The sequence below is a fragment of the Marinobacter zhanjiangensis genome, assembly GCF_014651935.1.
In the GTDB taxonomy this organism is placed as follows: domain Bacteria; phylum Pseudomonadota; class Gammaproteobacteria; order Pseudomonadales; family Oleiphilaceae; genus Marinobacter; species Marinobacter zhanjiangensis.
Genome location: NZ_BMXV01000003.1, coordinates 277,071 through 297,890 on the forward strand (window position 1 = coordinate 277,071; position 20,820 = coordinate 297,890).

The following is a 20,820-nucleotide window of genomic DNA, read 5'->3' on the forward strand; positions in this document are numbered from 1 at the left end:
CAGGCCAGCTTCTATTCTCAAGGGTGAACCCCTAGCCCATGAATGAGGAGAATGGTTATGAGCAAGGCCGTCAATGGCAAGTATCAAAGTATGGAGCAGGCCCGCAATGCCCGGGAGGATCTGATCGGTAGTGATATACCCCAGGACGTGATCTATATAGACGAGGAGGCAAAGGTCATTCGTGTGATGATGCCCCCGGAAGAAGCCCGGGAAATCCATGAGATATTTGACCGCCATGGTATTACTTATCCTGCCTGAGTCCGGGCGCTGCACCGGGCGGTGTCGTTGTGCGGCACTCGCCCGGATTTCCGACAGCAGGGTGGAGCGTTGAAACTGTCGTGCCTGTACTACCGCCCAGTCAGGAATCCGGAGGATGTGTGAAGTTTATTTTCGAAGTCCGTGTAAAGGAAGGTCACACCGCTGAAGAATATGCTGATGCCTGGGTGCGGGCCAGTGAGTTGATCCAGCAGGCGCCCGGCGCCCGTGGCACGGCGTTGCACCGCAAGATCGGCGACCCGAACACGCTGATTGCTATCGCAAGCTGGGAAAGCAAGGCCCAGCGGGATGCGATGGAGGGGCAGCATAACCCGGAGATCGCCGGGATCATCCGTAGTGCCGCGCCCTTCGTGGATATTACCCCCATTGGTGAATTTGAAGATCCGGAATGGGTGGTCATGCCACCTGACCGGAAGGAGGGCTGAGGCATGGCTGGTGGCTGGTCCAAAGACGGTGCAGTGCAGGAGCAGATCGACAGCACCGTGGGTGACGCCCTTGAACGGGCCCGCGCCAGTCTCCCGCAGGGTGAAAGTCTGAGCCATTGCGAGGAATGTGATGAACCCATCCCGGAAGCCCGCCGCAAGGCATTGCCGGGTGTTCGCCTGTGTGTACGATGCCAGAGCGAGCGAGATCGGGAGCAGGCTGATGTCAGCCTGTTCAATCGCCGGGGCAGCAAGGACTCCCAGTTGCGTTGATTTTGCCCGGTCGGGGCCCTGGGCCAGGTTACTGCCCCTTTGGCAGGCTATATCAGCACTTTTTGCTGGCGTTGCCCCAGGTGGTCTGTTTCGACATTTGCTGGCAGAGTTGCACGACTTTGCGGTCTAAACCACTTTGCCACGCAGGGCCTTGGTCTTGCCTTTCTGTGTTTTCTTGTCCACGCGCTTGCGCTGGGATGACCGGGTAGGTCGGGTGGGCCGTCGCCTTTTCTGTACTTTTACCGCATCCAGTATCAATGCCTGCAGCCGGTCCAGGGCATCCTGTCGGTTCAGTTCAAAGGTACGGTGGGACTGGGCCTTGATGATGACCACCCCGTCTTTGGTAATCCGATGGTCCGACAGGGCCAGCAGCCGTTCTTTGTAGAAAGGCGGCAGCGTGGAACGCTGGATATCAAAGCGCAGGTGCACGGCACTGGCCACCTTGTTCACGTTCTGGCCACCGGAACCCTGGGCCCGTATCTGGGTAAGCTCCACCTCCCAGTCGGCCAGTTCCACCGCGTTGGACAGGCGTATCAGTGTTGGCATAGGACGCTCTCAACAGAATGAACCGTACAGTGTACCAAATCCGGCCGGCCGACTCTGGCGGTCAGGTGTCACGGCTTCCATGCGGCCAGCAAGGCGTCAGTGAGTCGGTCCATCAGGCTGCCGCCGTGGCGCCAGAAGTGCCAGTACAGGGGAACATCCAACTGCCCGTCCGGGATAATGCGGGACAGCACTCCCGATTCCAGCTCACGGCGCGCCTGGATTTCCGGAATCATGCCATAGCCCATACCGCTGACTGCCAATCGTACGAAGCCTTCCGATGAGGGGCAGAGGTGATACGGAAAGCGACCGTGGTAGCCCCATTGAGCCAGAAACCGGTGCTGGAGCTGGTCGTTGGGGCCAAACACGATGACCGGGGCGTTGCGGAGCGCCTCAAGGGTGGGCCCCTCAGGAAAATACCGGACCTGGTAGTCGTCGGTGGCCAGGGGCAGATAGACCATGGTTCCCAGCGGCACACAGCGGGCGCCAGCGACCGGCTGAGGGCTGCTGCACAGGCAGGCAGCCACGTTACCTTCCCGCATCTTCTGCAGGCCAATATCCTGATCTTCGATCACCAGATCCAGTAGTAAGCCCTCCTGTTGGCAAAAGGTACTGATGGCGTCCGCCCACCAGGTGGCCAGGCTGTCGGCGTTCAGGGCAATGCGCAAGCGGCTGGCGGTTTCGACGAGGGTAGGCATGCTCTGGGCCAGGTCTCGCTCCAGCAGCCTGACCTGCTGCACATGGTTCAGAAGTCGCTGACCGGCCGGAGTCGCATGGGGAACCGGCGAGCGGATCAGCACCGGCTGTCCAATACGTACCTCCAGGGAGCGCAACCGTTGGGACACCGCGGATTGGCTGATCCCCAGAGCATCGCCGGCGCGCTCAAAGCCACCGTGTTCGATCACCGCCGACAAGGCTTCCAGGAGTTTGTAATCGATCATAAGTAAAATTGATGTTGCAGTAGCAGTATGAATTTCCAGTATAGCGGGAATTGGCTATGCTTGCGCCGTTCAAATGGAACCGATCGGATCGAGAGAAAGATGCTGGACAGTTACCTGACTGGATTACTGGTGTGTGGCGGGATTATCGTGGCGATTGGCGCCCAGAATGCTTACGTGCTGAGCCAGGCCATTCGACAGGAGCACCATTGGTGGGCCGCCGGCCTTTGCATGCTGTCGGATGTGGTGCTGTTCAGTGCCGGTATGCTGGGCGTGAGTGCTGCCCTGATGGCGGTGCCGGAAGCGCTGGAGGTTTTACGCTGGCTCGGGGTGGTTTTTCTCGGCTGGCTGGCGGTGCAGGCCCTGGTGCGGGCGAGCCGTGGGCGTAACCGGTTGCAGGCCGGGGAAGTAAAAGCCCGTAGCCTGAAGGGAGTCTTGTTTACCACCCTGGCGGTAACCCTGCTCAACCCCCAGGTGTACCTGGACACCCTTTTACTGATACCGGCAATCGGCGCCCAGCAGGAGAGCACAGCGACCTTCGTGGCAGGTGCCAGCAGCGCTTCGATCCTGTGGTTCGGGGGACTGGCCTGGGGTGGCGCAGCCCTGGCGCCGATATTGTCCCGCCCGCTGGCCTGGCGGATTATCGATGGCCTGATCGGGCTGATGATGGCGGGCATTGCCCTGCACCTGGCCATCAGCGGCCTGGGCTGAACGGAACGTCAGTGGGTGGCGTTGCCACCGCCGGCGTTCGCCATGGGCTGCCTGGGCTCCTGCTCCAGAATTTTCTCCGTATCCAGCGACGCGATGGGTACCCGGTTGTCCCGGGGCACATCACCGCTGAGTTGCAGGGCAAGGTAGCGCATGGCACAGACCCGCAGAAACGAGGTGAAGTTGCCCAGATCGTGGCCGGCATCGATGGATTCGTGATACAGGCGGGTCACCAGTTGGGGCACGTTCATACCGTCCCGCTCCGCCAGTTCCGCCAGCACGGTCCAGAAAGTATTCTCCATCCGGATGCTGGTCACCATGCCATCGATACGCAGCGAGTGGGTCTTGCTGTCCCACAGCTCCGGGTCGGCATTGATGAAGAGTTTGCACATGCGTTGGTCTCCTCTGATGTGCCCGGGCCGGGTAGCTGCCGGCCCGGGTCACTTGTCACCGATCCAGCAGTTTGAAGAACTGGGCCAGCCAGGCCGGATGGGCCGGCCATGCCGGTGCTGTTACCAGATTAGCATCGGTAACCGCCTGGTCCACTTCAATCGTGGCGAAGGAACCTCCCGCCAGCTCCACTTCCGGCTGACACGCCGGGTAGGCGGAGCACTTCCGGCCTTTGAGCACGCCGGCCGCCGCCAGTATCTGGGCGCCGTGGCAGATGGCGGCTACCGGCTTTTCGGTGTCAAAGAAGTGCTTCACCATTTTCAGGACCTGGTCATTGAGCCGCAGGTATTCCGGCGCGCGGCCTCCGGGGACCACCAGGGCGTCGTAGCTGGCCGGGTCCACCGAATCGAAGTCCGCCGTCAGCGCAAAGCGGTGCCCGGGTTTCTCGGTGTAGGTCTGGTCCCCCTCGAAGTCATGAATGGCGGTGGCGACGGTATCGCCGGCCTTCTTGTCCGGGCACACAGCATCCACGGTATGGCCGACCGCCATCAGCGCCTGGAAGGGCACCATGGTTTCGTAGTCTTCGGTGAAATCACCGGTAATCATCAGGATTTTTTTACCGCTCATGGCCTTCTCCTTGTCGTTGTCAGGGCACATTTGCCATCTATAACGCTAGCAGGCCTTGATACGCAGCGGGTATTAGCCGGTTACTACAGTGGTAGCTTCTTGCCTTTATCCTGCGTCCACGTAGAGTGAGCGCGGTGTGACTCAGTGACGAACGGAACAGGTGCGATGGCAACACGTCGAAGAAGAGGGTTTTCCCCACTGGCTGGTCTGCTGTTTCAGGCGGGCATTGTGCTGCTGGGACTGTTGCCGCTGTTGGTATTCAATATTCCGGTGGCGACCCATGGCCTGACGGCCGGTGATTATCTGTTCTGGGGCACGCTGGCCGGCCTGCTGACCTATGGGGTGCTACTGATTTTGTCGCTGGTGGATGCGTTATCCTCGGACAGTCTGATGAAGCATATCCGGGAGCTGCACCGGTTTGTCTGTTCCCAGCGCTGGTCGGTGCTGGTCGGCCTTGCCGTGCTGGCGGGTATCGGAGAAGAGTTACTGTTCCGGGGTGTCATTCAGGGCTGGGTCAGTCAGCATCTGGGCGTGGTGGCGGGCATCCTCGCCGGAGCCTTGGTGTTCGGTCTGGCCCATGCCATGTCGCTGGCCTATTTTCTGGTGGCAAGCGCCCTGGGAGTCGTGTTCGGGGTGGCCTATGCCGTCACTGACAGCCTGCAGCTGGTGATGGTGTGGCACGCCGTATACGACCTGGTTGTGATTGCCGTGCTGCGCTGGTATCCCCAACTGTTCGGGCTCAGGACGTCCTGACGCCCGCCTCAGTCAAAGCGTCGGACCTGGGTGAGGCGCCCCTGCCAGTAATAGCCATTGAGAGAAGACTGGGTGACGCCCACGGATGACGAGGCATGGATGAAATCATCGCCGCCCATGAAGATTCCGGCATGACTCTCCTTGCCGCGGATATTGAAGAATACCACGTCACCAGGCTGTAACTGCTCCGGTGGCACGCGGTTCCCCTGGGCCAACATCTGTGAGGTGGTGCGGGGCAGTTCCATGCCAAAGGCTTCCTGGTAGGCCTTGTTAATAAAACCCGAACAGTCGAAACCCCGGGCGGTGGTACCGCCGTACCGGTAGGGGGTGCCCTCGTAACGGGCGTACACATCCTGCAGTCGGGTGACGCGGTCACTGTCGGCATCGGTGACGGGCTGGTACACCGGCGTGTATTCCTGACCACTCCTGTGGCCGACGTCCGGTCCGGATGCACAGCCCGTCAAAAACAGGGCAAGCATCAGCAGAAGGCCTGTGGGCTGGTGGAACAAACGCATCGGTCGAATCCTCGAAACTGCTTCAGTAAAAACTGTACAACCTGCCGGCTGGCCTGTCAGGCGCCGGATGCCAGATTTGCGCCGTATTTACAGTTCCGGCGCCAAATACCGCTAAAACCGCAAAGCCAGCCCCGCGCTGGCCTCAACCTGGCCGTAGCCGCTGCTGTCGAAGCGCACGGCGCAGCCGCCATCGCAGAACACCGCGCCGCCGCTGTCGAGCACAGTATAGAGTCCACGCAGGTCGAACCGGGCCAGCAGGTTGTCCGTCAGTGCCAGCTTGTAACCACCGCCGATGGCAATGGCGGCACGATGGTGGTCATCCAGCCCGGAGGGCTTTGGCTCCAGACGCGTCACACCCAGTACGCCCGACACGAAACCACCGGTATTTCTGCCACCCGGAAAATAAAGGCCTCCGAACTGTAGCTGGTAGATGGTGACATCCACGGAATAGCTGTTTTCCGTCAGCAGACGGTCCGAAGTAGAGGCTGTGGTTTCCTGGCGGCCAAAGTACAGTTCCGCCTGTTTGCCCGCTTCTTCCAGGTCAAAGTTCATGACCACGCCAAAGGCTTCCGAGTCCTTGAACTTCAGCGTATCCGACTCATCGGTGTCCCGGTCGTTCACACTGAACTCACCGCCCATCCGGAAACCGGCGAAGGGAGCAATTTCCACCTCGGCACGGGCCTGGGTGGCGGTCGCCACGAATACAAGGATAAGCAGGCAACGGACAATCGCTGACATGGTTCAGGTTCCTGTTCAGGCGCTGATGAGACCGGACAGAGTATAGCGGACCGGGCATTGCCGGTCCGGTCCGCACTTGCTGACAGATCAGCCCCGCAGCGCACCCATCAGCTTGTCGACGGATTCCTTGGCGTCGCCAAACAGCATCAGGCTGTTGTCCTTGAAGAACAGGGGGTTTTCCACACCGGAATACCCCGTGGCCATGCCCCGTTTGAGGATCACCACCTGACGCGCTTTCCACACCTCCAGTACCGGCATGCCGGCAATGGGGCTGGTCGGGTCCTCTGCCGCGGCCGGGTTGACGGTGTCGTTGGCGCCGATCACCAGTACCACATCGGTTTCCGGGAAGTCGTCATTGATCTCATCCATTTCCAGCACGATGTCGTAGGGCACATGGGCCTCGGCCAGCAATACGTTCATATGCCCGGGCAGCCGACCAGCCACCGGGTGTATGCCGAAGCGGACCTTTACGCCCCTGTCCCGCAGCGATTTGGTGATTTCGCTGACACCATTCTGGGCCTGGGCCACGGCCATGCCATACCCGGGCACAATGATGACCGAGTCGGCGTTGCGAAGCTCTTCCGCCAATTCATCAACGCTGGTCTCGTGCACGGTCTGGTCGCCGTCGCTGGCGGTGGAGCTGGACGAGGTCTGGCCAAAACCGCCCAGGATTACACTGATGAAGGAGCGATTCATGGCCTTGCACATGATGTAGCTGAGAATGGCACCACTGCTGCCCACCAGGGCGCCAGTGACAATCAGCAGATCATTGCCCAGCATGAAGCCGATGGCGGCGGCGGCCCAGCCGGAGTAACTGTTGAGCATGGATACCACCACCGGCATGTCGGCGCCACCGATGGCCATGATCAGGTGAACACCAAGCGCGGCGGCGATCAGCGTCATCACCACCAGCAGGATGATGCCAACGACCATGCTGTCAGTGCCCAGGAACCAGCCACCGAGAATGACAGCAACCACCACGGCAGCCAGATTCATCCAGTGGCGTCCCGGCAGGGTCAGCGCCTTGCTGTCGATGCGACCATCCAGCTTGCCGCAGGCTACCAGCGAACCGGTGAAGGTCACGGCGCCGATAAAGATGCCGAGATAGACTTCCACCAGTTTGATAACGTGCTCGGCACCCACCATGATGACCAGTGGTTCAATGTAACTGGAGAAGCCTACCAGTACAGCGGCCAGCCCCACAAAGCTGTGCAGCAGCGCCACCAGCTGGGGCATCTGGGTCATTTCCACCTTGTTGGCCATGGGCAGCCCGATGGCAATGCCCAGCACCATGGCCACGATGACTGCGGTCAGATCCCCCAGGCCAAAACCGGCGATGGTGGCGCCAATGGCAATAATGATGCCGGCCACTCCGTACCAGTTGCCCCGGCGAGCGGATTCCTGGTGGCTGAGGCCACCCAGGCTGAGAATAAACAATATGCTGGCCGCCACATAGGCGACACTGATCAATCCTGGACTCATGTTGGTCGCCTCCTTACCTGTGGAACATCTTGAGCATGCGATGGGTGACCCGGAAGCCCCCGGACACGTTGATCATGGCAATCAGTACCGCGATAAACGACAGTACACTGACCGCTGCGTTTTCCGCCTGTGCCAGATGAAGCAGGGCGCCGATTACGATGATGCCACTGATTGCGTTGGTCACACTCATCAGCGGTGTGTGCAGTGAGGCGGTCACGTTCCAGATCACCTGCCAACCGATAAAACAGGCCAGTACAAAGACCGTGAAGTGGCTGAGAAAGCTTTCAGGCGCATAGGCGCCGACACCGTATAGCGCCAGTACCGTTACCGCCAGAAGGGTCAGTTTGCCCGCAAGCTTGCGACCAGGGGAGGGCGCCGGCTTGGCTTGCGCTTTCGGTGACGGTTCCTCGGTACCTGGTGCTGGCTTGTTGGCTGGCTCCTCCGGCTGGGGTGGTGGCCAGGTGACGTCTCCCTGATGGCTTACGGTCAGCCCCCGTATGACCGCATCGTCCATATTGACCGACGGCTGGCCATCTTTCTCGGGGGTCAGTTCCGTCATCAGATGGACAAGGTTGGTGGCGTACAGGTCACTGGCTACCTTGGCCATGCGGCTGGGCAGGTCGGTGTAGCCGATCAGTTTGACGCCGTGGTGTTCTGATACTTTGCCCGGCTCTGTCAGTTCGCAGTTGCCCCCGCGTTCCGAGGCCAGGTCCACGATCACGCTGCCGGGCTTCATGGATTTCACCATATCGGCGGTGATCAGCTTGGGGGCCGGCTTGCCGGGGATCAGCGCCGTGGTGATGATGATGTCCACCTCTTTCGCCTGCTCGGCGAACAGGGCCATCTCGGCCTTGATGAACTCGTCGCTCATCTGCTTGGCGTAACCGCCGCCACCGCTGCCTTCCTCGTCGCCGAAGTCCAGTTCCAGGAATTCGGCGCCCATGCTTTCCACCTGTTCCTTTACCTCCAGCCGCGTATCAAAGGCACGCACCACCGCACCCATGCTGTTAGCGGTGCCGATGGCTGCCAGGCCGGCCACCCCGGCGCCAATCACCAGTACCTTGGCTGGCGGTACCTTGCCCGCAGCGGTCACCTGGCCGGTGAAGAAACGGCCAAACTGGTTGGCGGCCTCGATCACAGCTCGGTAACCGGCAATGTTGGCCATGGCGCTGAGAGCGTCCATCTTCTGGGCCCGGCTGATGCGGGGCAGGGCGTCGATGGCGAAGCTGGTCACCTTCCGGTCTGCCAGCCTCTGTAGTAGCTCGGGGTTCTGGGCTGGCCATATATAACCTGCCAGATGGGCACCCTCAGGGATCATGTCCAACTCGTGCTTATGGGTGCCCGGGTGGTCCATGGGGGCACGTACTTTCAGCACGATGTCGGACTCCTTCCAGAGCGCCGTGGTATCCAGCGCAATGGCCGCGCCTGCCTCCCGGTAGGCGTCGTCGCTATAGTCGGCCGCCTCGCCGGCACCGGTTTCAACGGCCACTTCATAGCCCAGCCTGATCAGTTTCTCGACGGCGGCTGGCGTGGTTGCCACCCGCCGTTCGTCCGGGAAGACTTCTTTGGGCACACCGATTTTCATGGTTATGACTCCTGTCGAGCGCTATTGGGATTACTTCGCTTGTAATGTCAGTATCAGGAACGCTGTATCAGCCAGTCTGTCAGGTGATTACATGGGCACCGGAGGTACACCGATCAGCCACTGGTGAATCCACAGGACAAACAGCACATAGATCACCAGCCCGCCGATCACGGCAATGGCATCATTGGCGGGGCTGGCAGGAAGCGTGGGAACCGGGTGGCCTGTCCGGCGCTTGAGGGAGATGCGGTCAACCACGGCCCAGGCGAGGAAGGCACCGAACAGCACTACGTCGTGGAGCATACCGTTGGCCAACAGGTGAGCGACGGCCCAGAGTTTTACCGCCACCAGCATGGGGTGCTTCAGCGTACGGCTGATCCGGCCGGGAAAATAGGCGGCTACCAACAACGGGAACACCGGCACCAGTAACAGCATGGCCACATGCCGCAGCCAGGTGGGTGGCATGTAGAGTACAGTGGGGTCTGTACGGGCCATGCCGTAACCCACAACAATCAGTACGAGACCAATGGCGGAGACCAGCGAGAAGACGCCCTTGAAGGCCCCTTCGCCCATGGAACCCAACAGGCGGTTACGAAACGGTTCGTTGACGATGGAGAGCGAGTGAACGCCCAGGAAAATGACCAGTCCAAGGATCATTATCAGCATAGATTCCGTTCTCCCTGAATTATTTACAGCGAGTATAGTGCCCCGTTCGGGGAATATGCCAATCTGGCGAGTCATTATTGAACGTATCAAACGTTTTGAACGCATCGAAGTGGGACGGTTCAGGTTAGCGAGTTGCCTGGACAGCACACCAGTCCACAGCCATGGCATCTGCGTAACCAGCCGCGCCACTTCGGCCCGGATTGACTACACTGACAGTGTCTCTGTCGTTGTCTGACAGAACGGCAGGGTCCTCCGTCGCCTTATCGGGAGCCATACCATGCAGATTGCCTACCATGCCCGGGACCTTCCCGAGGCCCACATCATCGCCGGATTGCTGCGTGCCAACGGCATCGACAGTCATGTTGGCGGTCATTATCTTCAGGGAGCCCTGGGGGAAATCGGCGCCGCCGGCTTCACCAACGTGCATGTGGATGACGACGACTATCTGGAAGCCCGGCGCCTGATTGCCGAATACGAGGGCGCTGCCACCAATAATGGGGACCGCATACCATCGGGCAATGACTCCGGCGAGTTCTACGCTCGCTGGTTCCTGCTGCTTGTGCTGGCGGTGGCACTGGGGTTTGCCCTGGCATTCTGACAATGGCGTTGCTCGTCACATCCCTGTCCATCGTCCTGCTGGTAACCGCTTGTGGTACCGTAGATGGTCGTTATCCCGGTGATGCCAGTGAGTGTGATAGCCTGCCTCTGTATGAACGGATGGAGTGCCGCGAACGGCACCCCCCACTCCATGACCCCATCGATCCGGGAAGGTAAGCCGTGCGCATCAGGGTTACCCACCAGAGAATCACCTTTTTCCTGCAGTTTGTGCTTTTCCTTGAGGTGATGGCTGCGATGTGGACCGGACGCTGGTTCACCGGTTTTTTCACCGCGCTGATCATCGTTGTCACCTTTCTCCCGGTGCTGTTGGAGCGGCGCTTCCGGATACATATACCACCGGAGCTCCAGCTGATGGCCATCGGTTTTGTGTTCGCGTCGCTGTTCCTTGGGGAAGTGCGCGACTACTACACCCGTTTCTGGTGGTGGGATATTGCCCTGCATATTTCCTCCGGTGTTCTGCTGGGGATCCTGGGTTTCCTGCTGGTGCACATCATGAACGAAGTCGAGCGTATCGAGGTCCACATGAAGCCTGGCTTCGTGGCGTTCTTTGCGTTCCTGTTCGCTCTGGGCGTGGGCGCCCTGTGGGAGATCTTCGAGTTCACAATGGACTCACTGTTCGGTATGAACATGCAGAAGGCCATGCTGGAGGACCCGTCGGGGCTGACCGACACCATGTGGGACCTGATTGTCGACGCCCTCGGCGCCCTGGTGATTTCTCTGCTTGGCTGGCGTTACCTGAGGAATCCACAACAAGCCTCTTATCTGGAACGATGGATTGGTGGGTTTGTCGAACGTAACCCGAGGTTTTTCAGTCGATAGGACAAGGAGGGACACAGGGTGCAATCATCACTGCCGGATCAGTCCGTCATTCGCCGGGCTGATGACCGAATAGGGGACAAGATCGTCCGGACCCCGCTCTGGCAGTCGGTGGATCTGGATCAGGCCACCGGCCATTCCCTGTTACTGAAATGTGAGAACCTGCAACGCACTGGCAGCTTCAAACTCCGGGGCGCACTCAACTGGGTAATGACAGCATCGGAGGAGGAGCTGGCGGGTGGCCTGGTAACGGTGTCCGCCGGCAACCATGCCATTGCACTGGCCCGGGCCGCTGCCAGCACCGATACACCACTGACGGTGGTGATGCCGGAGGGCTCCAGTGAAATGAAAATCCAGCGCACCAGAGCGCTCGGAGCCGAGGTGAAGGTTCACGGTCACATTCAGGATGCCGTCGCCCTCTGTCACCAACTGGTGGAAGAGCGGGGTCTGACTCTGGTGCATCCCTACAATGATCTGCGCGTCATGACCGGACAGGGCACCGTGGGGCTGGAGTTGCTCGGGCAGTGCCCGGATATGCGCCGCATACTGTGCCCGGTGGGTGGTGGTGGCCTGATATCCGGGCTGGGCCTTGCGATCAAGGCCAGCCGGCCGGACGTGGAGGTCATTGGTATCGAACCGGAAGGTGCGGCCGCCATGGGCAATGCCTGGCAGCGGAATGACCCCGCTGCAAGCCTTGCCACCGTGGATACCTGGGCGGCCAGTCTGGCCCCGGCGATTGTGGGTGAGCATACCTTTGCTGCGACCCGCCAGGTGGTGGACCGGATGGTGACCGTGTCGGAACCGGCAATCCGGGAGGCCACCCGGTTGTTGCTGACGGAGGCCCGGCTCTACGTGGAACCCGGTGCTGCCGTTGGCCTGGCAGCCCTCTTGGACGGGGTGGTGGAACCATCACCGGCAAGCGCGGACCTGCTGGTGATCACCGGCGGTAACCTGGATCCGGACCAGGTTCATCACTGCGAGTCGTCGGCATGATCTGGCAGTGGCTGGCGGATGGGGTGCTGGCCCTGCATATGGCCGTGGTCGTGTTTGTGGTGCTTGGGCTTGTGCTGGTGCTGGCGGGCAACGGGTTAGGCTGGCACTGGGTGAACCACCTATGGTTTCGGCTGGCCCACCTGGCGGCGATTTTCGTCGTTGTGGCCCAGGCCTGGCTGGGCGTGATCTGCCCGCTCACCACCCTGGAGATGTGGTTGCGGCGCCGGGCCGGACAATCCGGCTACGAGGGCAGCTTTATTGAACACTGGCTGCAGCAGGTGCTTTACTACGACGCCCCGGCCTGGGTCTTCATTGCCCTGTATACCGGCTTCGGACTGCTGGTACTGGCCAGCTGGTGGTGGTTCCCGCCACGTCGACATCCGTCCTGAGGAGATTGCCTTGCCACGAGTGTTTCTGGGGCTGGCCCTGCCCGAACCGGTGAAAGACTGCCTGCTGACCTGGAATGCCGACATTGTCGGCGCCCGCTGGCAACGGCGGGACCAGCTACACCTGACATTGTGCTTCCTGGGTGAGGTGGCGCCAGAACGAATGCCGGTGGTGTTCCGGGCACTGGAGGATCTGGATGCCCCGGCGTTCGTCCTGGAGCCGGCAGGTGTGGATTGCTTCGGGGATCCGGGCAAACCCCGTAACCTGTGGGCGGGGGTAAGGCCCGAAGAGCCGGTGCGGGCCTTGTATGAGGCGCTTTGCCAGCGTCTCGGCCGGTCCGGCTTCCCGATGGACACTCGCCGCTTCCACCCGCACATTACCCTGGCCAGGTTTGGTCGACGTCAGGCCGGTCCCGCCAATGCTTTTCTGGACCAGTATCGTGATCACGTGGCACCGGGTTTCACGGTTGACGGGGTAAGTCTGTTCCTCAGTCAACCGGGGCCGGATGGGTCCCGGTATCAGCGGCTGGCACTGTTCCAGTTGAAAGACACCAGAACGTGACCCATCAATAGAAGTAAGAGGGTAAGCCACGGCTACCAGAGGAGGCACCATGGTGGATTCCAGCGACAGACTTCGCGTCTACTACGACGGCTCTTGCCCGAGTTGCATCCGTGATCGTCAGCAATATGAAAAGCTGGCCGGCAAGGCCGCCGACAACGTGGAGTGGGTGGACATCACCGGCCGGGACGAAGAGCTCAAGGCCGTTGGCATTGATCCCGACGCCGCCCTGCAGGAGTTGCACGTGCAGGACGGCGACGGGCGCGTACACCGGGAGCTGGACGCCTATATCCTGCTGATGTCCCGGGTGCCCGTGCTCAAGCCCCTGGCATGGCTGATTGGCCTGCCGGTGATCCGGCCCCTGCTGGCCAAAGCCTACCACCGGATGGTGACCCGCCGCCTGGAACGTACCGGGCGTATGCCGGGGAAGTAGGCGTCTGCACGGCAGAAAGACCCGGATTCCCGGGCCTCAGCCATCAGTCGGTCCGATGGCTGCCAGCGCCTGACGCAGATTGTCCACGGTGCGGTCGATATTGTTGAGCTTCTCCAGCCCGAACAGGCCGACACGGAAGCTGCGGAAATTCTCCGGCTCGTCGCACATCATGGGCACGCCGGCGGCGGTCTGGATACCCTGTTCCCTAAACAGGCGGGTGTTGTGGATATCGATATTGTCGGTATGCAGCACGACCACCCCGGGTGCTTTGAACCCTTCGGCGGCAACGCTGCGAAACCCGGCTTCATTGAAGAGTGCCCGCACCTGATTGCCAAGGTCCCACTGTCTGGCCTTGAGGGTGCCGAGCCCTGTTCTCTCGGTCTCCTTCATGGCATCGCGCAGAACCGCCAGGGTGTCCGTGGGCATGGTGGCGTGGTACGCGTGGCCGCCGTCCTCGTATGCCCGCATGATGTTGAGCCATTTCCTGAGGTCGGCGGCAAAGCTGCTGCTTGTGGTCTGCTCGATACGCTCCAGGGCACGGCTGCCCAGGCCAATCAGCGCAGCACAGGGGGAAGCGCTCCAGCCCTTTTGCGGGGCACTGATCAGCACGTCCACGCCGCAGGCTTTCATGTCCACCCAGAGCGCACCGGAGGCCACGCAGTCCAGCACGAAGAGCCCGCCGATCTGACTGACCGCATCACCGATTGCCTTCAGGTAGTTATCCGGCAGAACCATACCCGAGGCGGTTTCCACATGGGGAGCAAAGACCACCTCCGGCTTTTCCGAAAGGATGGTGGCCACGACCTCATCGACAGAGGCCGGGGCATAGGCAGCCTGATGACCGTCGCTGACGGGTGCGGCTTTCATGACCGTTGCCCGTGCGGGAATGCGCCCCATGTCGAAGATCTGGCTCCACCGGTAGCTGAACCAGCCGTTGCGGATGACCAGGCAGTGGCGGTCATGGGCAAACTGACGTGCCACCGCTTCCATGCCAAAGCTGCCACCGCCGGGCACAACCACGGCACCATCGGCCTGGTAGGTGCGTTTGAGAGTGGCCGAGATGTCGCGCATGACCTGCTGGAACACGGTTGACATATGATTCAGGGAGCGGTCATTGAAGACCACCGAATATTCGAGCAACCCTTCCGGGTCAACCTGCGGGACCTGTCTGGACATGGAGGATCCTGTGTTTGGCGTGTCCCCGGGCTCAGGCACACGGGACAACAGCTTGTTGTTTATCAGCTAACAATAACAATATTTTCATTTCTTCTGCCCATGACGCAATCCGCATTTCCACGGGCCTGACAGATTCTTCATGAGCAGTCCTGTCGGTGCTGGGGACGGAGGCTGTAAAGTCAGTCAGAAATGTGTTGTGAATGCAGGGGGCAGGCTTGCGCGTATACCCCTGTCTCAATCAATCGATTTTCGGTGCAGGTGACATGAAGCGTCTGGTCATTCTGATTTTCATTCTGAACGCGCTTCTGCTGGCCCTGGTGGTGCCGGGTGGTGCCAGTGTGCCGTGGATTGCCATCGAGGGGCTGGTGCTGGCGGGGCTGTTCCTGTGGTTACCAGCTCCCTGGCTGAGGCGCGGGCTGGCGTGGGGGGCTGGGCTGCTATACGGCCTTTCGGCCATGTTTGTCATGCTCGACACCTTGGTCCGGGCGAGCCTGGGCCGCCCACTGAACCTGTACCTGGATACGTCGATCATGGGTGCCAGTGTTGACCTTCTGGAAGCCAACCTGGGTTGGATGACCACGCTGCTTGTCTTCATTCTGGCCCTTGCCCTGTGCTTGGTGCTGGCGTCGCTGGTGGCGGGCCTGTTAGTGCGAATTGGTGATCTGGGCCATCATGTGGCCGGTCGTCATCTGGCGGCCGGGCTGGCCGGTATGGCCGTTATTGGTCTGATACTGCCGGTACAGCTGGTGGGGGCAACCGCAGTAAGGATCGGAGCCGTGCATGCCGGCGAGGCACTGGATGCCCGTCAGGCCAGCCAGCGTTTCCGGGAGCGGATAACCACAGGAACCGGGGGGCAGGCTGGCGATGCCATGGCGCTTGCCGGCCTTGCCGAGACAACGGTTGTGCTGGCTTTCGTGGAGTCCTATGGCGTATCGGCGTTGTTTGACGAGCGTTATCGCCCGATGGTGCAGGAATCCCTGACCGGCCTGGAAGCTGCCGTGGAAGAACGCGGGTTTCATGCTGTCTCCGGTCGTCTGCGCTCACCGGTTCAGGGCGGTCAGTCCTGGCTCGCCCATGGCACTTTGCTGAGCGGACTCTGGATTGACAGTCAGCAGGACTATGATGCGCTGCTGTCCAGCCAGAGCCCGACCCTGATCAATGACTTCCAGGCGACCGGACACCAGTCCGTTGCGGTAATGCCAGCGATCACCATGGCCTGGCCGGAAGGACGGGCACTGGGCTATGACCGGATCCTGGACGCCGATGCCATGGGCTACCTGGGGCCGGCCCTTAACTGGGTGACAATGCCCGACCAGTACACCTGGTCACGGCTGCACGACACCATCCTGGGGCCGTCGCGGGAGCCCGTCTTTGCGGAGCTGTCGCTGATCAGCAGCCACGCTCCATGGGTGCCGGTACTGCCAGTGCTGGAAGACTGGCAGTCCATCGGCCGGGGCGAAGTGTTCGAGCCCTGGCGGGGTGCCGGTGAAACGCCGTCGTCATTGTGGCAGGACCCGGAGCGGGTGAGGGCGCAGTATGCACGGTCGGTCGCCTACAGTATCGACGTAGTGGCCAGTTACCTCGAGAACCGCATGGATCAGCGAACACTGCTGGTTGTGCTCGGGGATCACCAGCCAGCACCTCTGGTGACCGGAGAGGGCGCGAGCCGGGACGTCCCGGTGCACCTGATCAGTGCGAATCCTGCGCTGATCGAGCCATTTGTGGGCACTGAAGACGAGCCGGGAAACGGCCTGGAGGGGTTCCGCAGGGGCATCTGGCCCGGTGATCAGCCGGGCCCCGCCATGGATGTCTTGCGGCCGTTCCTGCATCGGTATTTTGGGGTGCGTGGCAATATATCGCACCCGTGAGGCTTGCCCGCGGTAACCGTTCAGGGAACACTGGCGCCTGACTTCAGACAGACCAGGAGAGTATTCATGTCGCCCAAAGCCTGTATTCTGGCCCTCGGATTTCTTGCCCTGTCAGCACCCGCTCTGGCCCAGGATTATCAGCATGGCAGTCTGACCATCAGTCAGCCGTGGTCCCGGCCCACACCGCCGGGTACTCCGGTTGGCGTGGGCTATATGGCCATCAGCAACCAGGGACAGGTGCCCGTCACCCTGGTAGCGGGCCAGACGCCGGCGGCGGCGCGGGTTTCCATTCATGAAACCACCATGCAGGATGGCGTGATGAAGATGCGGCCGCTCAAGGAAGGCCTGACCGTGCCCGCCGGCGAAACCGTGACCCTGAAGCCGCACAGCTACCACCTGATGCTGGAGCAGCTGGAACAGCGCCTGAAGGAAGGCGACGAAGTCCCGTTGTCACTGACCTTTGACGGCATGGATCCGATTGAAGTCAAGCTTCAGGTACAGCAGCGCTAGTGTGCGGTGCGGTCGTTGATGGTTGCGATGCCCCGGCGCCGACCGGGGCTGGCTCCCCCCTGACAGAAGCCCGCTCCGGGTTCCCCCTCTGCTGATGCGTCACCAGTGAATGTGATGAATATCTCATAACCTCGCAGTCATGTTCTGTTGGTAGCATTAAAAGTGCTATTAAAACATGTGTTTATGCCTTCCGGTGGGCTATCTATACATTGCTGCGACACGTTGATGATGCCGCAGATAGGTGCGCATAATAGTTGCTCTTCCGGTCGCCGCAAGGCCTTGGAAATCAAGGCCGGCAGCGTGTCTGCGAGTGTGTGATCAGATCGAGTTCTTACCCGGGTCCGGTCTCCACGGGCCCAGCAATTGCATGGAACAGCTCAGGCTTGGCCGCCCGGCGCGCCTGACGTGCTGACGCTCCAACAAGGGATGGATTGGGATGATGAAGAGCATGACTTTCCGGAGACTGATTCCGGTCGTGGCCCTGATGCTGCTGACGGCCATGATGGCTCAGGCGCAGGACGCCTACGAACTGGGGATCGGTGACCGGGTGGATATTTCCGTTTATGGCCAGGATGACATGAGCACCACCACGGAAGTGGCAGCGGATGGCACCATCACCATGGCATTGATCGGGCGTGTGAACGTGGAGGGCCTGACGCCGCCGGCCGTCAGCCGTCTGCTGGAAGCCCGACTGGAAAACGAAGGCTACCTCCGCAACGCCAACGTCAACGTGGTGGTGGAGGAATACCGCAGTAACACCGTATCGGTACTGGGGCATGTCAACCAGCCGGGCAAGATCGCCCTCAAGGGAAACACCAGCCTGACCGAGATTCTGGCCCTGGCGGGGGGCATCAAGAGTGGCGGTGGCGAACGGCTGGTGCTGATACGTGAGGACGAGGACGGCCAGCAGACCCGCCAGGAGTACTTCCTGACCGAACTGCTGGACGGGCAGGCGGGCAACAGGCCTGCGGTCCGGGTTCGCAAAGGAGACACTCTGTTCGTACCCAAGGCGGAACAATTCTATGTTCATGGCCAGGTCCAGAAGCCCGGCACCTATACCCTGGACCGGCCTCTGAACGTCATGCAGGCCCTGTCGGTCAGCGGGGGCTTCAATCCCCGGGCCAATACCCGCGGTGTCGTGCTATACCGCAAGCAACCCGATGGCACGGTAAAAACGCTGGATGTGGATCTGTCTGATCCGATCCGCGACGGCGATGTTCTGTTCGTCAAGGAAAGCTTGTTCTGAAATCGCTTCCAGGGAGAGAGGCATGAGCCTGAGCAGTCTGTTGAGAATCCTGTTGGCTCGATGGTGGATCACCGCCGCGCTGGTTGTCGTGTGCGTTGGTGCCATCAGCGTGGTATCCATGTTCATGCCACAGAAGTACGTTGCGACCACCGAGCTGATCATGGAGGGCAAGGTACAGGACCGGGTGACCGGCGAGTCGGTCTCCGCGCGCTCGGGTTATATGTCGACCCAGACGGAGATCATCCGCAGCCGTCGGGTATCTGCACGCGTCTACGAATACCTGCCTGAGGACATCCGCGCGCTGGTGGATCAGCGGGCAGCTGAAGAGCAGAGTGAAGGCAGCGTGAACCCTGCTGGCTGGTTGTCAGGCTACATTCGCCGGAACCTTACCGTCGAACCCGGCAAGGACAGCAGCGTGATGACCATTTCACTGATGGCCGAGGATCCGGAGGTGGCCGCTGGGGCTCTCAACAGTCTGTCAGCAGCCTATATCGACACCAGTATTGAGCTGCGCACAGACCCGGCACGACGCTTTTCCAGGTGGTACCAGGACCAGCTGGACGTACTCAGGGCCAACCTGAGGGAGGCCCGTCAGAAGTTCTCCGGGTTCCAGCAGGAGCATGGCATTGTCGGCATGAATGAACAGCTGGACCTGGAGAATACCCGGTTGGCGGAGCTGTCTTCCCGCCTGGTGGAAGCCCAGGACCAGAGCACACAGGATCAGTTGCGCCAGGGCGAGGGAGCCGATTCGTCGATTCCCAACGGTGCCACGATCCAGAAGCTGCGGTCTGAACTGTCCAGCGCCCAGGCGGAACTGGAGGACATGTCAACCCGCTATGGCGAACGCCACCCTGAATACCGTCGCCAGCTTTCCGAAGTGCAGGCCCTGCGTGGGAGTCTGGCCAGAGAGCGCGGCATCGCTGCCCGTAGTCTCGAGTCGACAGCTGACGTATCGGAGAGCCGGCTGCAGGAACTGCAGCAGGCATTTGACCGGCAAAAGCAGCGGGTGCTGTCGCTGAAGGCCAAACGGGACGAACTGGATCTTCTGCAACAGGAGGTCCAGATGGCCCAGGAGGCCTACAACGCCGCCTCTGGCCGGGCCCAGTCGAATTCCCTGGAAAGCCGGCTGGCGGAGACCAGCGTGACTGTGCTCAATGAGGCTATTCCCCCGTCGTTGCCCTCGTCACCCAACATCAAACTCAACCTGGTCATTGCCACGGTACTGGGCTTTTTGCTGGGTGTTGCGCTGTCGTTGCTGCTGGAGCTTGCCAATCGCCGGGTGCGGAGTCGCTTTGATATCGAGGAAACCCTGGGCATCCCGGTGCTGGCCTATCTTCCTGATACCGCAGGGACCTATCGCCAGAAAGAGGCTCGAACAGTATGACTGAAATAGCGCTTCCGCTGTTCCGGGACGGCTCCCATATCCCGAATCACACCGATCTGATGGGACGGCTGATGGTTCAGAAGGGCCTGATCCATGGTGATGAACTGGACCGGATTCTGGGGCTGCAGAAACAAAAGGGCATTCGCTTTGGTGAGGCGGCCCAGTCGCTTGGGCTGGCAACCGCGGAAGACGTGAAGGCGGTGCTTGCCGAGCAGTTTGCCTACCCTGTGGTGGCGCGACCGGCCAGCGAGGTGAGCCTGCACCCACGGGTGATTGCGGCCTATCAGCCGACCCATCCCCGGGTTGAGGCTCTGCGAAGTCTGCGCAGCGAATTGATGCTGCGCTATTTCAACCAGCCCGACAACAAGGTGCTGGCCGTGGTTGGCGTGGATGATGAATCCGGTATCCGGGACCTGGCAACCAACCTCGCGGTGGTTATCGCGCAGACGGGAGCCCGTACCCTGCTGATTGATGGCAACCTGCGCGACCCGTCGCTCCATGAATGGTTCGGTCTTCCGAACCTGCGAGGGTTGTCGGATGCCCTGGCCGGGCGTTCGTCCGCCATTCCCCGTCACTGCCCTCCGCTGGATTCCCTGTGGCTCCTGAATGGCGGCACGGTAGCGCCAAACCCCCAGGAACTGCTGGCACACAAGCGTTACCAGACCCTGATGACCCAGCTGGTGCCGAAGTTCGATGCGGTACTGATCAACACGCCAGCGCTCGGCAGCAACCTGGATGCCCAGCTGGTGGCAGCGCGTTCGGGCGCGGCCCTGATGGTCGCCCGCGAGAACCATACGCCCCTGAGGGCCCTGGACAAGGCCACACATCGCCTCAGGGACCTGGGGGTCGCCATTACCGGCGTTGCCCTCTCGCACTGATGTCAGGCCCGGAAGCCGCGCTGTAGCCGGGGTAACAGGT

Annotated in this window: 26 protein-coding genes; 16 read left to right on the forward strand and 10 right to left on the reverse strand. The window is 61.0% G+C overall.

What is annotated here, in order from left to right; all coding sequences use genetic code 11:
* Positions 1-57: 57 nt before the first annotated feature.
* From IE079_RS07990 to IE079_RS08000, 3 genes are all read left to right on the forward strand, one after another.
* Entirely contained in the window at positions 58-258 is a 201-nt protein-coding gene (locus IE079_RS07990; protein ID WP_189575229.1) for a hypothetical protein, read from the forward strand.
* Between the two features lie 119 nt (positions 259-377).
* Positions 378-701, forward strand: a complete 324-nt coding sequence (locus IE079_RS07995; protein ID WP_189575231.1) for an antibiotic biosynthesis monooxygenase family protein — start codon at positions 378-380, stop codon at positions 699-701.
* Between the two features lie 3 nt (positions 702-704).
* Positions 705-971, forward strand: a complete 267-nt coding sequence (locus IE079_RS08000; protein WP_189575233.1) for a DksA/TraR family C4-type zinc finger protein — start codon at positions 705-707, stop codon at positions 969-971.
* Positions 972-1,097: 126 nt separating this feature from the next.
* Here the strand turns inward: IE079_RS08000 and arfB are convergent, their stop codons facing one another.
* Both arfB and IE079_RS08010 read right to left on the reverse strand, forming a co-directional pair.
* Entirely contained in the window at positions 1,098-1,508 is a 411-nt protein-coding gene (gene arfB / locus IE079_RS08005; protein ID WP_189575628.1) for an alternative ribosome rescue aminoacyl-tRNA hydrolase ArfB, read from the reverse strand.
* Positions 1,509-1,585: 77 nt separating this feature from the next.
* Positions 1,586-2,455: a LysR family transcriptional regulator ArgP gene (locus IE079_RS08010; RefSeq protein WP_189575235.1), complete on the reverse strand. Its 870-nt coding sequence runs from the start codon at positions 2,453-2,455 to the stop codon at positions 1,586-1,588.
* Between the two features lie 99 nt (positions 2,456-2,554).
* On the opposite strand from IE079_RS08010, the gene IE079_RS08015 reads away from it, so the two are divergent.
* Positions 2,555-3,163 carry a LysE/ArgO family amino acid transporter gene (locus tag IE079_RS08015; protein WP_189575237.1) on the forward strand — a complete coding sequence of 203 codons (609 nt, stop codon included), beginning with the start codon at positions 2,555-2,557 and terminating at the stop codon, positions 3,161-3,163.
* A gap of 8 nt (positions 3,164-3,171) precedes the next feature.
* Here IE079_RS08015 and IE079_RS08020 read toward each other — a convergent pair whose 3' ends face one another.
* Together IE079_RS08020 and IE079_RS08025 are read right to left on the reverse strand one after the other, a co-directional pair.
* A complete protein-coding gene (locus IE079_RS08020) occupies positions 3,172-3,552 on the reverse strand; it encodes a ribbon-helix-helix domain-containing protein (RefSeq protein WP_189575239.1) in 381 nt (126 codons plus the stop codon).
* Positions 3,553-3,607: 55 nt separating this feature from the next.
* Positions 3,608-4,177 (reverse strand): DJ-1/PfpI family protein, encoded by a 570-nt coding sequence (locus IE079_RS08025; RefSeq protein ID WP_189575241.1) that lies wholly within the window; start codon positions 4,175-4,177, stop codon positions 3,608-3,610.
* A gap of 165 nt (positions 4,178-4,342) precedes the next feature.
* Between IE079_RS08025 and IE079_RS08030 the strand changes: the two genes are divergently transcribed.
* Positions 4,343-4,930, forward strand: coding sequence for a CPBP family intramembrane glutamic endopeptidase (locus IE079_RS08030; protein WP_189575243.1), 588 nt, complete (start codon positions 4,343-4,345; stop codon positions 4,928-4,930).
* A gap of 8 nt (positions 4,931-4,938) precedes the next feature.
* Here the strand turns inward: IE079_RS08030 and IE079_RS08035 are convergent, their stop codons facing one another.
* The 5 genes from IE079_RS08035 to IE079_RS08055 form a co-directional block, all read right to left on the reverse strand.
* Positions 4,939-5,445 carry a C40 family peptidase gene (locus IE079_RS08035; protein WP_189575246.1) on the reverse strand — a complete coding sequence of 169 codons (507 nt, stop codon included), beginning with the start codon at positions 5,443-5,445 and terminating at the stop codon, positions 4,939-4,941.
* 111 nt (positions 5,446-5,556) lie between these two features.
* On the reverse strand, positions 5,557-6,183 hold the full coding sequence (locus tag IE079_RS08040) for a porin family protein (protein WP_189575248.1): 627 nt from the start codon (positions 6,181-6,183) through the stop codon (positions 5,557-5,559).
* 87 nt (positions 6,184-6,270) lie between these two features.
* On the reverse strand, positions 6,271-7,665 hold the full coding sequence (gene pntB, locus IE079_RS08045; RefSeq protein ID WP_189575251.1) for a Re/Si-specific NAD(P)(+) transhydrogenase subunit beta: 1,395 nt from the start codon (positions 7,663-7,665) through the stop codon (positions 6,271-6,273).
* A gap of 13 nt (positions 7,666-7,678) precedes the next feature.
* The gene (locus tag IE079_RS08050; protein WP_189575253.1) at positions 7,679-9,250 is read right to left on the reverse strand and encodes a Re/Si-specific NAD(P)(+) transhydrogenase subunit alpha; all 1,572 of its coding nucleotides are present in this window, start codon (positions 9,248-9,250) and stop codon (positions 7,679-7,681) included.
* An 87-nt stretch (positions 9,251-9,337) separates the two neighbouring features.
* Complete coding sequence (locus tag IE079_RS08055) at positions 9,338-9,913, reverse strand: NnrU family protein (RefSeq protein ID WP_189575255.1); 576 nt, start codon at positions 9,911-9,913, stop codon at positions 9,338-9,340.
* 277 nt (positions 9,914-10,190) lie between these two features.
* Here IE079_RS08055 and IE079_RS08060 point away from each other — a divergent pair, with 277 nt between their 5' ends.
* The 6 genes from IE079_RS08060 (at position 10,191) to IE079_RS08085 (ending at position 13,718) form a co-directional block, all read left to right on the forward strand.
* Entirely contained in the window at positions 10,191-10,511 is a 321-nt protein-coding gene (locus IE079_RS08060) for a putative signal transducing protein (RefSeq protein ID WP_189575257.1), read from the forward strand.
* Between the two features lie 179 nt (positions 10,512-10,690).
* On the forward strand, positions 10,691-11,350 hold the full coding sequence (locus tag IE079_RS08065) for a DUF2238 domain-containing protein (RefSeq protein ID WP_189575259.1): 660 nt from the start codon (positions 10,691-10,693) through the stop codon (positions 11,348-11,350).
* 18 nt (positions 11,351-11,368) lie between these two features.
* Positions 11,369-12,340 (forward strand): threonine ammonia-lyase, encoded by a 972-nt coding sequence (locus tag IE079_RS08070; RefSeq protein WP_189575261.1) that lies wholly within the window; start codon positions 11,369-11,371, stop codon positions 12,338-12,340.
* Positions 12,337-12,729, forward strand: coding sequence for a DUF2784 domain-containing protein (locus IE079_RS08075; RefSeq protein WP_189575263.1), 393 nt, complete (start codon positions 12,337-12,339; stop codon positions 12,727-12,729). Before IE079_RS08070 ends, IE079_RS08075 begins: the two co-directional genes overlap by 4 nt.
* A 19-nt stretch (positions 12,730-12,748) precedes the next feature.
* A complete protein-coding gene (gene thpR, locus IE079_RS08080; protein WP_227712411.1) occupies positions 12,749-13,288 on the forward strand; it encodes an RNA 2',3'-cyclic phosphodiesterase in 540 nt (179 codons plus the stop codon).
* Between the two features lie 49 nt (positions 13,289-13,337).
* The gene (locus IE079_RS08085) at positions 13,338-13,718 is read left to right on the forward strand and encodes a thiol-disulfide oxidoreductase DCC family protein (RefSeq protein ID WP_189575268.1); all 381 of its coding nucleotides are present in this window, start codon (positions 13,338-13,340) and stop codon (positions 13,716-13,718) included.
* A 36-nt stretch (positions 13,719-13,754) separates the two neighbouring features.
* Here the strand turns inward: IE079_RS08085 and IE079_RS08090 are convergent, their stop codons facing one another.
* Entirely contained in the window at positions 13,755-14,894 is a 1,140-nt protein-coding gene (locus IE079_RS08090) for an aminotransferase class V-fold PLP-dependent enzyme (RefSeq protein WP_189575270.1), read from the reverse strand.
* Positions 14,895-15,157: 263 nt separating this feature from the next.
* Here IE079_RS08090 and IE079_RS08095 point away from each other — a divergent pair, with 263 nt between their 5' ends.
* From IE079_RS08095 to IE079_RS08115, 5 genes are all read left to right on the forward strand, one after another.
* Positions 15,158-16,762, forward strand: coding sequence for a sulfatase-like hydrolase/transferase (locus tag IE079_RS08095; protein WP_189575272.1), 1,605 nt, complete (start codon positions 15,158-15,160; stop codon positions 16,760-16,762).
* A gap of 66 nt (positions 16,763-16,828) precedes the next feature.
* The gene (locus IE079_RS08100; protein ID WP_189575275.1) at positions 16,829-17,272 is read left to right on the forward strand and encodes a copper chaperone PCu(A)C; all 444 of its coding nucleotides are present in this window, start codon (positions 16,829-16,831) and stop codon (positions 17,270-17,272) included.
* A 448-nt stretch (positions 17,273-17,720) separates the two neighbouring features.
* On the forward strand, positions 17,721-18,518 hold the full coding sequence (locus IE079_RS08105; protein WP_189575277.1) for an SLBB domain-containing protein: 798 nt from the start codon (positions 17,721-17,723) through the stop codon (positions 18,516-18,518).
* A gap of 22 nt (positions 18,519-18,540) precedes the next feature.
* Positions 18,541-19,902 carry a Wzz/FepE/Etk N-terminal domain-containing protein gene (locus IE079_RS08110; protein WP_189575279.1) on the forward strand — a complete coding sequence of 454 codons (1,362 nt, stop codon included), beginning with the start codon at positions 18,541-18,543 and terminating at the stop codon, positions 19,900-19,902.
* On the forward strand, positions 19,899-20,780 hold the full coding sequence (locus IE079_RS08115) for a CpsD/CapB family tyrosine-protein kinase (RefSeq protein WP_189575281.1): 882 nt from the start codon (positions 19,899-19,901) through the stop codon (positions 20,778-20,780). The genes IE079_RS08110 and IE079_RS08115 overlap by 4 nt, the downstream gene beginning before the upstream one ends.
* Positions 20,781-20,820 lie beyond the last annotated feature (40 nt).

Coding starts and splice junctions, on each gene's coding strand:
- IE079_RS07990 (WP_189575229.1), top strand. CDS start 58: ATGAGCAAGGCCGTCAATGGCAAGTATCAAAGTATGGAGCAGGCCCGC.
- IE079_RS08000 (WP_189575233.1), top strand. CDS start 705: ATGGCTGGTGGCTGGTCCAAAGACGGTGCAGTGCAGGAGCAGATCGAC.
- IE079_RS08010 (WP_189575235.1), bottom strand. CDS start 2,455: ATGATCGATTACAAACTCCTGGAAGCCTTGTCGGCGGTGATCGAACAC.
- IE079_RS08015 (WP_189575237.1), top strand. CDS start 2,555: ATGCTGGACAGTTACCTGACTGGATTACTGGTGTGTGGCGGGATTATC.
- IE079_RS08020 (WP_189575239.1), bottom strand. CDS start 3,552: ATGTGCAAACTCTTCATCAATGCCGACCCGGAGCTGTGGGACAGCAAG.
- IE079_RS08025 (WP_189575241.1), bottom strand. CDS start 4,177: ATGAGCGGTAAAAAAATCCTGATGATTACCGGTGATTTCACCGAAGAC.
- IE079_RS08030 (WP_189575243.1), top strand. CDS start 4,343: ATGGCAACACGTCGAAGAAGAGGGTTTTCCCCACTGGCTGGTCTGCTG.
- IE079_RS08035 (WP_189575246.1), bottom strand. CDS start 5,445: ATGCGTTTGTTCCACCAGCCCACAGGCCTTCTGCTGATGCTTGCCCTG.
- IE079_RS08040 (WP_189575248.1), bottom strand. CDS start 6,183: ATGTCAGCGATTGTCCGTTGCCTGCTTATCCTTGTATTCGTGGCGACC.
- pntB (WP_189575251.1), bottom strand. CDS start 7,665: ATGAGTCCAGGATTGATCAGTGTCGCCTATGTGGCGGCCAGCATATTG.
- IE079_RS08050 (WP_189575253.1), bottom strand. CDS start 9,250: ATGAAAATCGGTGTGCCCAAAGAAGTCTTCCCGGACGAACGGCGGGTG.
- IE079_RS08055 (WP_189575255.1), bottom strand. CDS start 9,913: ATGCTGATAATGATCCTTGGACTGGTCATTTTCCTGGGCGTTCACTCG.
- IE079_RS08060 (WP_189575257.1), top strand. CDS start 10,191: ATGCAGATTGCCTACCATGCCCGGGACCTTCCCGAGGCCCACATCATC.
- IE079_RS08075 (WP_189575263.1), top strand. CDS start 12,337: ATGATCTGGCAGTGGCTGGCGGATGGGGTGCTGGCCCTGCATATGGCC.
- IE079_RS08085 (WP_189575268.1), top strand. CDS start 13,338: ATGGTGGATTCCAGCGACAGACTTCGCGTCTACTACGACGGCTCTTGC.
- IE079_RS08090 (WP_189575270.1), bottom strand. CDS start 14,894: ATGTCCAGACAGGTCCCGCAGGTTGACCCGGAAGGGTTGCTCGAATAT.
- IE079_RS08095 (WP_189575272.1), top strand. CDS start 15,158: ATGAAGCGTCTGGTCATTCTGATTTTCATTCTGAACGCGCTTCTGCTG.
- IE079_RS08100 (WP_189575275.1), top strand. CDS start 16,829: ATGTCGCCCAAAGCCTGTATTCTGGCCCTCGGATTTCTTGCCCTGTCA.
- IE079_RS08105 (WP_189575277.1), top strand. CDS start 17,721: ATGACTTTCCGGAGACTGATTCCGGTCGTGGCCCTGATGCTGCTGACG.
- IE079_RS08110 (WP_189575279.1), top strand. CDS start 18,541: ATGAGCCTGAGCAGTCTGTTGAGAATCCTGTTGGCTCGATGGTGGATC.
- IE079_RS08115 (WP_189575281.1), top strand. CDS start 19,899: ATGACTGAAATAGCGCTTCCGCTGTTCCGGGACGGCTCCCATATCCCG.